The 12,357-nt window shown below is 35.0% G+C and carries 9 protein-coding genes and 1 tRNA gene; 5 read left to right on the top strand and 5 right to left on the bottom strand.

Features of this window, described 5'->3' with window-relative positions; genetic code table 11:
- Nucleotides 1-460: 460 nt before the first annotated feature.
- The 3 genes from KAOT1_RS18085 to KAOT1_RS18075 form a co-directional block, all read right to left on the bottom strand.
- A complete protein-coding gene (locus KAOT1_RS18085) occupies nucleotides 461-2,473 on the bottom strand; it encodes a carboxypeptidase-like regulatory domain-containing protein (protein ID WP_007096333.1) in 2,013 nt (670 codons plus the stop codon).
- 163 nt (nucleotides 2,474-2,636) lie between these two features.
- Nucleotides 2,637-3,860: a 2-oxoglutarate dehydrogenase complex dihydrolipoyllysine-residue succinyltransferase gene (gene odhB, locus KAOT1_RS18080; RefSeq protein WP_007096332.1), complete on the bottom strand. Its 1,224-nt coding sequence runs from the start codon at nucleotides 3,858-3,860 to the stop codon at nucleotides 2,637-2,639.
- Between the two features lie 129 nt (nucleotides 3,861-3,989).
- Complete coding sequence (locus KAOT1_RS18075; protein ID WP_007096331.1) at nucleotides 3,990-6,761, bottom strand: 2-oxoglutarate dehydrogenase E1 component; 2,772 nt, start codon at nucleotides 6,759-6,761, stop codon at nucleotides 3,990-3,992.
- A gap of 206 nt (nucleotides 6,762-6,967) precedes the next feature.
- Between KAOT1_RS18075 and KAOT1_RS18070 the strand changes: the two genes are divergently transcribed.
- Nucleotides 6,968-7,420 (top strand): hypothetical protein, encoded by a 453-nt coding sequence (locus KAOT1_RS18070; RefSeq protein WP_007096330.1) that lies wholly within the window; start codon nucleotides 6,968-6,970, stop codon nucleotides 7,418-7,420.
- On the opposite strand, the gene KAOT1_RS18065 is transcribed toward KAOT1_RS18070, so the two are convergent.
- A complete protein-coding gene (locus tag KAOT1_RS18065; RefSeq protein ID WP_007096329.1) occupies nucleotides 7,404-7,754 on the bottom strand; it encodes a hypothetical protein in 351 nt (116 codons plus the stop codon). The genes KAOT1_RS18070 and KAOT1_RS18065 overlap by 17 nt on opposite strands.
- 388 nt (nucleotides 7,755-8,142) lie before the next feature.
- Here KAOT1_RS18065 and KAOT1_RS18060 point away from each other — a divergent pair, with 388 nt between their 5' ends.
- Nucleotides 8,143-9,462, top strand: a complete 1,320-nt coding sequence (locus KAOT1_RS18060; protein ID WP_007096328.1) for a DUF2254 domain-containing protein — start codon at nucleotides 8,143-8,145, stop codon at nucleotides 9,460-9,462.
- Nucleotides 9,463-9,672: 210 nt separating this feature from the next.
- Here KAOT1_RS18060 and KAOT1_RS18050 read toward each other — a convergent pair.
- Nucleotides 9,673-9,754 (bottom strand) — tRNA-Leu (locus KAOT1_RS18050).
- A gap of 154 nt (nucleotides 9,755-9,908) precedes the next feature.
- On the opposite strand from KAOT1_RS18050, the gene KAOT1_RS18045 reads away from it, so the two are divergent.
- From KAOT1_RS18045 to pth, 3 genes are all read left to right on the top strand, one after another.
- Entirely contained in the window at nucleotides 9,909-10,850 is a 942-nt protein-coding gene (locus KAOT1_RS18045; RefSeq protein WP_007096326.1) for a ribose-phosphate pyrophosphokinase, read from the top strand.
- A gap of 25 nt (nucleotides 10,851-10,875) precedes the next feature.
- A complete protein-coding gene (locus KAOT1_RS18040) occupies nucleotides 10,876-11,475 on the top strand; it encodes a 50S ribosomal protein L25/general stress protein Ctc (protein ID WP_007096325.1) in 600 nt (199 codons plus the stop codon).
- A 180-nt stretch (nucleotides 11,476-11,655) separates the two neighbouring features.
- The gene (gene pth, locus KAOT1_RS18035; protein WP_007096324.1) at nucleotides 11,656-12,297 is read left to right on the top strand and encodes an aminoacyl-tRNA hydrolase; all 642 of its coding nucleotides are present in this window, start codon (nucleotides 11,656-11,658) and stop codon (nucleotides 12,295-12,297) included.
- Nucleotides 12,298-12,357 lie beyond the last annotated feature (60 nt).

Here is a 12,357-nt window from a genome sequence, read left to right as displayed (position 1 = left end):
CCAAAAACTATAATATCTTTGATAGAAAACTTAGATTTCGGAATGTTGTGGCTTCGAAAATTTTTAACGAAAAACTCCTGCTATACTGCGGAAAAGAAGAGTTTCAAACTAAAATTCTTACGTCAAACTCACGTTAGTTTAAGACTCCGTCCTGCGACGGAGTTAGTTTAACTAACAGTATTGAATGCGCATTTTGGCTTTTCAATACTGAGTTTCACTAAAACAGGTAATTTTACGTATTGTTTGGCACGTTTCTTTTGATGAATTTTACAGCATTGAAAAACCAAACTATATTTGTGATGACTTCCCTTAATCAAAACAATAAACGAGTTACTATTTTATTTGCCATACAAACCATCTTGTTAATTATAGGTTTGTGTTTGAATTTATATATGCTATTGTAAACTCAATTTTTGCACTTTATTTCGTTTTTTAGATTGAAGTGATTTAAAAGTTCATTTTACTGATCTAACTGATATGTTATTTTATCTAAGGTTACTTTTTGCAGTTGCTTGTAGAGTTTCACCACTTTTATTGAACGTTCTTCATTGGGTGTTCCGTAATTTTTGTAGATCGTATATTTTAGGTAAGCTGGATTGAACGCTTTTTCTTCTTTTAAATTTTTTACATTTATCATCCATTCGCCAGTCGTTAAAGCTTCGTCAATGATGAATTCTTCTGTGTGATATCCATTTTTTACTTCATCAAATAAACGGTCTTTGTTTTCAGCTACCGAATGTTTCCATGTGTACTCTTTGTTTTCTGGACTTACAAATTGCAATTCAAATTCAGCTTCAGGTTTGTTCCATTCAAAAACAACACGAACATCATATTTAAAGGTTGTTGTGAGTAAGTTTGATGGAATATTTTTATAATCTACTTCACTTCTGTGTCTACGCAATAAATGTTGCATTTCGCTGACAAGTGTTTTTTCCAATCCTACAAAACTGACATTTTCAAAAGAATCCGTAAGCATTTTTACATATAAATCTAGAGATTGTTGGTAATATCCTGAACGTTTGTAAATCAATGCTAAATCGCGATACGATTGCGCTGCATTTGGCAATAAGATTGCAATACGCTGATAGATCAATTTTGCTTCTTCAAAGCGTTCCAATTCTTCAAGTTTATACGCCAACACTTTTAGTGCTTTAGGATTGTTGTACGCTAATGTTTCAATATTTTGCAATACTTCCACAGCTTTTTCGTCATTCCACTTTTTAAAATATGCTGCTGTATCAATATAATAAGGGATGGTTTTATTACTGCTACTTTGTTGTTGCGTATTGTAAATTTTCAGTGCACTTTCATACGTTTTTGCATTTTCTAGTGCTGTAATGTATGCTGGTTTTTCCGTATTATTTGCGAGTAACGGAACTGTTTCGTTATAGTTATTATTGGTAAGCAATGCGCTGTCGATAATTTTTCCTTCTTCATCTCTTTTCTGGAATCTGTTTTTGGAAGTAATTAAAATTGTTGGTACACCGCCATATAATATGGTAGAACTGATCGATTTTAGAACGACAATATTATCAATGGTACGAATTTCAATATCGTCCACGCTTCCGCGGAATGGAAAACCATCATAATATACTTGCACTTGTTCTCCTCTGATAAGCATTAAAGTTTGTGAGAATGATTGTATTGGAGTTGCTTTCATTCCTCGTAAACTTTGTCGTGGAGAAATAGCAAATTTTGGTCGTGTGTTTGCGCCGCCGTTGTACACAAATAAACCTGCTACGCTTCCACGCAAAATATCGGAAGTATAAATGTGTTGTGGTCCAATATCTTCGGAAGTCAATACTTGACCAATTCCGTAATTTTCAAGATTTACAGGACCGAATCCAGAATCAAAATAACGTTTTTTCTTTTCCTGTTTTTTTCCTTTTAGCATTACTGTTTTTAAAAGTTCTGCATTTGGTTTTAATTTTACATCCATCATGATTGTATCTGTAACCACTACTTCTTTTTCGCTCATTCCAAGATATTCTACAACAAGTGTATCTCCTATTTTTGCAGGAATTTCGAACGAACCATCAAATGAAGTTTGCACTTCCGTAAAAGTGTTTTTGACACGTACAGAAGCATTTTGAATAGACATATTTTTTTCGGTAAATACATTTCCTTTGATGGTACTTACTTTCGAAATTTCTTTTTTGGGATGAAGATATATTTTGTTAGAAACCCTTAAGTATTTACTCAACTTTGACATTTCTACGGTAATCAAATCATATCCTTTGGTTTTAAATTGAAAACGATCTTCATCTAAAATGCTGTCTTCATCAAACGTCAGCGTAAACTTCCCAGAAGTATCTGTAACTGCCTGCAAATCTTTGTCTATACATTGCACATTTACATACGGAATTGGCTCTTTGGTATCCCTATCAAGCAAATATGCATCTATAGTAATTTGATATTGCGCAGAAACTACAGTTGTGATGAGCAAAAAAAGTATAAAAATGATCTTTTTCATGGCGGATTGATTTTGACTGTATAAGATACTAAAAATCAACACATAAGACAATATATAGATTCTTAAAAAAAGTTAATTTCTTTTGAGTAAAATTGCAGATTATTTCCAACAAAAAAGCCACTGCTTTTCGGCAATGGCTTTGATTTATTTATAGAATTACTGTTTACAATTCTAATGCTCTTAGAACATTGTTGTCCATTAATAATTCTTCTGGATTTTCTAATGCTTCTTTGACTGCTACTAAGAAACCTACAGATTCTTTTCCGTCAATAATTCGGTGATCGTATGATAATGCTACATACATGATTGGGCGAATTACCACTTGTCCATCAATAGCAACTGGTCTTTCTACAATGTTGTGCATTCCTAAGATTCCTGATTGTGGCGGATTGATGATTGGTGTTGATAACATACTTCCAAAAACACCACCGTTTGAGATTGTGAATGTTCCTCCTGTCATTTCATCAACTGTAATTTGTCCGTCACGCGCACGAATTGCCAATCTTTTTACTTCCGATTCTACACCTCTGAATGATAAGTTTTCTGCATTTCTAATCACAGGAACCATTAATCCTTTAGGTCCAGAAACTGCAATACTAATGTCACAGAAATCATAGCTTATCATTTCTTTTCCATCAATCATTGAGTTTACAGCAGGATATAATTTAAGCGCACGAACAACTGCTAGTGTGAAGAAAGACATAAATCCTAAACTTACACCATGTTTTGCTTTGAATGTTTCTTTGTATTGTTTACGCAATGCAAAAATTGGCGACATATCAACTTCGTTGAACGTTGTTAACATAGCCGTTTCATTTTTTGCAGACACCAAACGTTCCGCAACTTTTCTACGCAACATTGATAGCTTTTTACGTTCACTTCCGCGCGTTCCACCTGTTGGTGTTCCCATGCTTGGTTGTGCTTTTACAGCGTCATCTTTAGTAACACGACCGTCTTTTCCAGTTCCTTTTACTTCATTGGCGCTCATTCCTTTTTCAGCCAATACTTTTTTAGCTGCTGGAGATGCACTCCCTGTAGCATATGTTTTAGCAGGTTCTGCTGCTTTTGGCGTTTCTTCCTTTTTAGGAGCTTCCGCTTTTGGCGCTTCTTCTTTCTTTTCTTCCTTTGGAGCGTCGCCACTTGGTGCTTCTGCACTTGTGTCAATTAGACAAACTACTTGTCCAACTTCTACCGCGTCGCCTTCTTCGGCTTTTAAGGTGATTGTTCCACTCGCTTCTGCTGGCAACTCTAAGGTTGCTTTATCAGAATCAACCTCAGCAATTGCTTGGTCTTTTTCTACGTAATCGCCGTCTTGTACTAACCATTCTGCAATTTCTACTTCAGTGATGGATTCTCCTGGCGAAGGAACTTTCATTTCTAAAATCATCGTGTTCTATATTTTAGTTTTTATTTTACTTTTTTTGGGCGTTTGCTTCGACAAGCTCAGCAACCTTTGTTTGAGTTTTTGTATTGTAAAAGACTGCACTGCTTATTGAGCTAAGTCGAAATACAATCCTTAACGCATGTTATTTTTAGTTTTATCAAAAACATATGCAATTACTTCCGCATGACGACGTTTTGATCGTACTGCACTTCCTGCCGCTGGCGCTCCGTAGAATCTTCTAGAGGCAACTCTAAAGTTTCTTACTTCATCCATGTGCATTAATAAGTGACTGTACGCTCCCATGTTTCTAGGTTCTTCTTGCGCCCAAACAATATCGTCTGCGTTTGTATATTTTGCTAATATTTCTCTAATTTTTGTTTTTGGCAATGGGAATAATTGTTCTAATCGAACCAAAGCAACATCTTCTTTTCTACCTTGTTTTTCACGTTCTTCTAATAAGTCATAATAGAATTTCCCTGTACAGAATACCAATGTTTTTACCTTTTCAGGTTTTGCATCTACATCATCAATTAACGTTTGGAAACTTCCATTGACAAAGTCATCTATTTGTGAAACTGCTGCTGGTAAACGCAATAAACTTTTTGGTGTAAATACGATTAATGGTTTTCTGAAACTTGCCTTCATTTGACGACGCAACAGGTGATAAAAGTTTGCTGGCGTTGTACAATCGGCTACATACATATTGTCTTTTGCACATAGTTGCAAGTAGCGTTCCATACGTGCTGATGAATGCTCTGCTCCCTGACCTTCATATCCATGTGGCAGTAACATGACCAATCCGTTTTGTGTTTTCCATTTGTCTTCTGCCGAAGAAATGTATTGGTCAATCATAATTTGCGCTCCATTGCTAAAATCTCCAAATTGCGCTTCCCAAATGGTTAACGTGTTTGGACTCGCCATGGCATATCCGTAATCAAAACCTACAACTCCATACTCTGATAGTAAAGAGTTATATATGTAGAATTTTCCTTGATTTTCTGCTACGTGATCGAGTAATTTGATTTCTTCTTCTGAGTCTTCAACTTTTACAACCGCATGACGGTGCGAGAACGTTCCTCTTTCTACGTCTTGCCCTGTGATACGCACGTCAAATCCTTCTTCAAGTAAAGAACCGTATGCTAAGGTTTCTCCCATTCCCCAATCGATTTCATTTCTTTCAAAGAACATCTTGTTACGATCAGAAATAATCTTATTGATTTTACGCAAAAACTTTTTGTCTTCTGGCAATTTGGAAACCGCTTTGGCAATTTGTGCTAGTTTTTCTTCTGGATAGGTTGTATCGACCTCTTTTGCCATTTCATTTTCGTCTACTCTTTCCAAACCTACGTCTTTCCAGATATCTTGCATGAATGGTGTGATGACTGTTTTTTCTTCTTTACGAGAATCTTCTAGTTTTTCTTCTAGCGAGTCTTTGTATTTTTTTTCTAGTTCTCGTACATAGTTTTCATCAATGACACCTTGATTGCGGAGTTTTTCCGCATAGATGTCTCTCGGATTGCTGTGTTTTGAGATGGCTTTGTATAATTTTGGTTGCGTAAAACGCGGCTCGTCACCTTCGTTGTGTCCGTATTTACGATATCCTAATAAGTCAATAAATACGTCACGTTGGAATGTCATTCTGTATTCTAACGCAAATAAGGCGGCATGCACAACAGCTTCTGCAGCATCTGCATTTACGTGTAATACTGGAGAAAGTGTTACTTTTCCAACATCTGTACAATAGGTAGAAGAACGTGCGTCTAGATAGTTTGTGGTAAATCCAACCTGATTGTTAATGACAATATGAATGGTTCCACCAGTTTTGTAACCGTCTAGTTGCGACATTTGTACAATTTCATATACCAAGCCTTGTCCCGCAATTGCGGCATCACCGTGAATTACAATTGGCAATACTTCTGAAAAATTGTCTGCATGATGTCTGTCTTGTTTTGCTCTAGCGATTCCTTCCACAACTGCTCCAACCGTTTCTAAATGCGAAGGATTTGGCGCAATATTCATGCTTATTTTCTTTCCAGAATCGGTAGTTCTATCAGCTGTTAATCCTAAGTGATATTTTACATCACCATCAAAGATTGCTTCTTCGTAGTCTTTTCCATCAAACTCACTAAAGATGTTTTTGGCTGATTTTCCAAAGATATTTGTTAGCACATTGAGACGACCTCTGTGTGCCATTCCAAGAATAAATTCTTCCACACCTTTTTCTGCAGCTTTTTCAACAACCGCATCTAATGCAGGAATTAAGGATTCGCCACCTTCTAGTGAGAAACGTTTTTGCCCTACATATTTGGTATGCAAGAAGTTTTCAAACGAAACTGCTTCGTTCAACTTTTTGAGAATGTGTTTTTTCTGATCGGTTGAAAACTTTGGATGATTGTCGTTTTTGTTCAGCTGTTGCTGAATCCACTCAATCTGCTCTGGTTTTCTTATGTACATATATTCCACACCTATAGATTCGCAATAAATGCGCTCTAAATGTGTGATGATGTTTTGCAGTGTTGTTTTTCCAAGACCGATAATTTCGCCAGCTTCAAAAGATTTGTCTAAGTCACTTTCACTTAGTCCAAAGTTTTCTAAAGCTAATGTTGGCTCGTACTTTCTTCTTTCTCGTACAGGATTTGTTCTGGTGAATAAGTGTCCACGAGTACGATAGCCATCAATGAGTTTTACCACTTGAAATTCTTTCTTTACATTTTCTGGAACGACTACTTGTGACACCGTTTGGGAAGCTTCTTGTTCTTCTCCGTAGGTTTCTGTTCCAAAGTCGTATCCTTGAAAGAAAGCACGCCAACTTGGCTCTATGCTATCTGGGTTTTGTAAGTATTGATCGTATAATTCAGCAAAGTATGCTGTATGCGCTGCATTTAAAAAGGAAAATCTATCCATGTTTTTTACTTCCTGTCTTGTTTTGACAAAATTTTATCAAAAATACAACTTTTGGCAAAAACACATCATATGTTTTGCATATATTTATAGGATTAATATGTAAGCTTTTCCAAGAAATGAAAAATTCTATTTTTTATCGCCCTAAAATTGAGATTTTGACAATTTTTTTGTGTTTAATTTCATTTTCAGCATTTTCTCAGAATACTATGCCAACTTCACAAGGAAGTGATTTTTGGCGAAATGTCCGTTTTGGTGGTGGATTGGGCTTAGGTTTTGCCAATGGTGTTTTTAGTGCCACTGTTGCACCAAGTGCTATTTACGATTTTAATTCTCAGTTTGCTGCAGGAGTTTCACTGAACTACACTTATTTTAATGATGACGATTTTTTTAAGTCAACCATTGTTGGTGGAAGTTTTATTGGATTATTTAATCCGTTGCCTGAGATTCAGCTTTCAAGCGAGTTTGAGTATTTGCATGTGAGCCGAAATTTTGAAGATCCCATTTTTGAAGATGATAATTATTGGCAACCTGCCGTATTTTTTGGTGTGGGTTATACAACGAATAATATTACTGTTGGCGTGCGTTATAATGTACTGCATGATGATGATAAGAGTATTTATGCAGATGCGCTCGTTCCGTTTTTTAGAGTTTATTTTTAAACCATACTTTTTGCCATTCGCGTTTTAAGATTAGGAATGCAACTTGCGCAGAGAGTTCTACAACGTCTGAACCATCTAGCGCTTTTATTTTTGCTTCAGAAACATCCATGATGTAAAGCAGATTGAGATATTCGGCAAATTTTTCTTGAATAAGTTGATAGATGATTGCATGTAATTCTTTTTTGAGCTGTTCTGGTGAAATTCCTTCCGAAAACGATTCTTCAATATTTGCCATTAAAAAATCTTTGTTGAGTTGCGCAATGAGTTTTTCATACAATGCTTCCTGCGTTGCTTCAACCAATAGTTCTTCAATGTGCTTGTGATTTTTTAGCATGATACGAAGTTAGGGAAATAGTTGGCGTAATAAGTGCTCAATAGATTTAATTTGTTTATGATTAACAATATTTTAATACATTCGAGTTCAACATAAATTGTTTGAATAGTTTTCGGTTTTTTACATCGAATTCATTTTTTACCAACATCCGCTTACTGTAGGTGCTGTACAATGAAAAATTCTTCGTTCATCTTTAATTTTTTGCGCCTTAGGATTCGCGATAGTTTTCTTGACACCTTTTACAATTTTAGACTTCTTTTCTTTAGGGTTTGAGTTTTTATTTTAAAATAAATTTATAATTCGTGATAAATCTTGGTTTATTTTTCAATTCATTTAATAAAACACATTTTTAGTAATATCTTGTAAGAGATTAAAAAAAACAATCTACATGCTCAATCTAGAATATTTATTTAGAAAAGTACGTGACAGCTTCTGGTTTGTGCCTACGCTTATTATTTTTATGAGCATTTTGATGGCGATTTTCCTTTTATATATGGACAAAACGTATCCGTTTACACCTGAAGGGATTTTTAAGATTATTTTTTCTGAAAACTCAGAATCTGGCAGAAATGTATTGACGGTTATTGCTGGTTCGATGGTGGGAATTGCAGGAACCGTTTTTTCAATTACTATTGTAGTACTACAACTTGCGTCTTCACAGTTTGGTCCACGATTGTTGCAAAATTTTATGTATAAACGCCTCAATCAAGTTGTGTTGGGACAATATGTTGGTGTGTTTTTGTATTGCATTATTGTGATTAATGCCACGCGAGATAACGATAGTTACGCTTTTATTCCGAATTTGTCGATTCTTTTTGCGTTGCTTCTGGCGATTTTTAATGTGTTTTTGCTAGTGATTTTTATTCACAGTATTAGCATGAGCATTCAACCAAGCAAAATTATTAATGAACTGCGAATTCGCATTGAAGGAAATATAGAAACCATGTATCCACAACAAGTGGAAAAAGATGTGATTTTAGCAACAGAAGAAAAAGATTATACTTCAAATTTGACAAGAATTAAGCAAATTAAAGTAACTTCTAGCGGATATGTTCAGTATTTTGATTTGGATTTGTTAGTAAAGAAAGCTCGTGAACATGAAGTTATAATTAAGGTATTACTAAAACCAGGAAAATATGTCGTGAAAGAACAGGCAGTTTTTGATATTTTCCAGCAATCTAACTCAGAAAACACACAACTTGATGATGATTTTTCACTGAAAGAATCATTTAAAATTGCTACGAAAAAAACCTTTTTTCAAGATGTAGAGTTTGGGATTCATCAAATTGTGGAGATTGCTTCCAAAGCACTTTCGCCAGGTGTAAACAATCCGTATACAGCAGTGATTTGTATTGACAATTTGACTTCCGTTTTGTGTAAATTGGTTCGTATTGACATGCCTGATAGCGCCATGAAAGACGATGACGATATGACGCGCGTTATTGTGGTTAATGATTCTTTTGAAGGTTTTTTGGAAGCTGCTTTTAATTTGATTCGCCAATACGGGAAAACAAGTCCTTACATTATTATTAGATTGATGGAAGCGCTAACCGTTATTTTAGAGTTTGATACTTCTCAAAAGCATACAAAAACCTTGGAAGAATATGCAGAAATTGTAATGCAGACAGGCAAAAAATCATTTTTATTAGAAACTGACATGAATGATTTGAGAGATCGTTACACGGTTTTTAAAACATCTATCCGCTAAAACGAAAGCTAGAAACTAAAAAATTAGACACAAAAGCATCCTACTTCTTCTTGTAACATTTCTGGCAAATCTGGATTGTTATCATAAATGGAAACGTTTCCATCGCCAGGTTCGCACATAATAATACACATTAAACTATCACTTCCTTTAATGTGTCTTTGCTCATCTTTATAAAAAAACCCAACATTGCTGTTAGGTTTTTGTTTGAAGTACTCGAGGTGGGAATCGAACCCACACTCCCGAAAGAACTGGATTTTGAATCCAGCGCGTCTACCAATTCCGCCACTCGAGCTTCTTTTGTTTCAAAAGGAGTGCAAATTTAGAAAATATTTTTAATTCTCCCCTAAAAAAAGAAATAAAAGCTTTTAGAGTTGTAATAAATTTCTAAATTTGCACCTCATTTGACACAACACAACAATTAACTAACTACTAAACAGAATTTTAAAATGGCCTACACTGTCCCAGTACCAAAGATTTTTGCGTGTACGCAAAGTGATGAACTCGCAAGAAAGATTGCAAAAGAGTATGGAGCAGAATTAGGAAAAGTAACGTTCTCAACCTATAGTGATGGCGAATTTCAACCTTCATTCGAAGAGTCAGTTCGTGGAGCAAGAGTATTTATCATAGGATCTACGTTTCCAAACTCAGATCATTTAATGCAAATGCTTTTAATGCTTGATGCCGCAAAAAGAGCCTCTGCACGTCATATTACTGCCGTTCTTCCCTACTTCGGTTGGGCAAGACAAGACCGTAAAGACAAACCAAGAGTTCCAATTGGTGCAAAACTGATAGCAAAAATGCTTGAAGTAGCTGGAGCAACACGCATCATTACTATGGATTTACATGCAGACCAAATTCAAGGTTTCTTTGAAAAACCCGTAGATCATTTATTTGCTTCTACCGTGTTTTTACCATACTTAAGAAATCTGAACTTAGATAAACTCACAGTAGCTTCTCCAGATATGGGAGGATCAAAAAGAGCATATGCGTATTCTAAATTTTTAGAAAGCGACGTTGTTATCTGTTACAAACAACGTAAAAAAGCCAATGTGATTTCTCATATGGAATTGATTGGTGATGTAACTGGAAAAAATGTGGTATTAGTAGATGATATGGTAGACACTGCCGGAACATTAACAAAAGCTGCAGAAGTAATGATGGAAAAAGGTGCATTATCTGTACGAGCAATTTGTACACACCCAATTTTATCAGGACAAGCGTATGAACGAATAGAAAACTCAAAATTAGAGGAGTTAATCGTAACCGATTCTATTCCATTACGCAAAGAATCGAGCAAAATAAAAGTAGTAAGCTGTGCCAATTTATTCGCAGATGTAATGCAAAGAGTACAAAACAATACTTCTATAAGCTCAAAGTTTTTAATGTAATTAATTATTAATATAAACACAAAAAATGAAATCAATTACAATCAACGGATCTCAAAGAGAAAGCGTAGGTAAAGTAGCAACGAAAGCCTTACGTAATGCTGGAAAGGTTCCTTGCGTATTATACGGAGGAGACAATCCATTACACTTTTCAGCAGAAGAATTATCATTTTCTAAATTAGTGTATACTCCAAATGCGCACACAGTTGTGATTGCATTAGAAGACGGCTCTACACACAATGCGATTTTACAGGATATTCAATTTCACCCTGTAACTGACAAAATTTTACACATAGACTTCTACCGTTTATTTGACGACAAAGAAGTAACTATGGATATTCCTGTAAAAGTTGTTGGAAAATCTCCAGGTGTAATGAATGGTGGTGTTTTACGTTTAAACAAGCGTAAATTAAGAGTAAAAGCTATTCCAGCTAACTTACCTGATTTTATTGAAGCTGATATTTCTGAATTAAAAATTGGAAATAAATTATATGTGACAGCTTTACAAAATGAAAACTACAAATTGTTACATGCTGATAACACTGTAGTATGTCAAGTAAGAATTTCACGTGCTGCAATGAAAGCTGCTCAAGATGCTGCCAAAGCAGAAAAAGAAGGAGAAGCTTAAAAATAGTTGATCTTACAATCTATAAAAAGCATTCCGATATGGAATGCTTTTTTATTTTAGTGAAACTCAACTTTCAAAAATCCGTAGGATGTATTGAAAGCTGTATGTTGAACTAATTTTGATAGTTTAAGTTTGTCATAAGTGATAATACACTTTACTTTTACATAAATTTATAAAAACATGTTTCAGTTTTTAAAAAAAATATTTAGTCCAACTCAACTAGAATCATCACAAAAAATAGAAGAAACAGATCCTATGAAAAAATTTCTCATTGTAGGTTTAGGAAATATTGGAAGTGAATACGAAAATACGCGACACAATATCGGGTTTAAAATAGTAGACTTTTTTGCCAAGAAAGAAGAACTTACGTTTAAAACAGATAAGCTAGGCGATCTTTGTACGTACAAATTCAAAGGAAGAACATTTATCTTCTTGAAACCTAGCACATATATGAACCTCAGCGGAAAAGCTGTGCGTTATTGGATGACGAAAGAGAAAATTCCTGTTGAAAATATCCTAATTATTACAGACGATTTAAATCTTGAATTCGGAACAATTCGTGTAAAAACCAAAGGAAGCGACGGCGGACACAACGGATTAAAAAGTATTCAAGCATTATTAAACACGACAAAATATCCACGATTTCGTTTTGGAATCAGTGCCGATTTTGGCAAAGGAAGACAAGTCAATTATGTATTAGGAGAATGGAATGCAGAAGAAGAAGCAAAACTACCTGAGCGACTCGAAAAAAGCGTAGAACTCATCAAATCCTTTGGAACGGCTGGCGTTTCAAACACAATGAATAATTTTAATGGAAAATAAAAAAGAGTGGCACGTTTGCCACTCTTTTTATAGTATTTAGTTTAGTTAGGTATTATACCA

The organism is Kordia algicida OT-1 (genome assembly GCF_000154725.1).
GTDB classification, from domain to species: domain Bacteria; phylum Bacteroidota; class Bacteroidia; order Flavobacteriales; family Flavobacteriaceae; genus Kordia; species Kordia algicida.
This window is presented reverse-complemented; position numbering and strand designations above follow the sequence as displayed.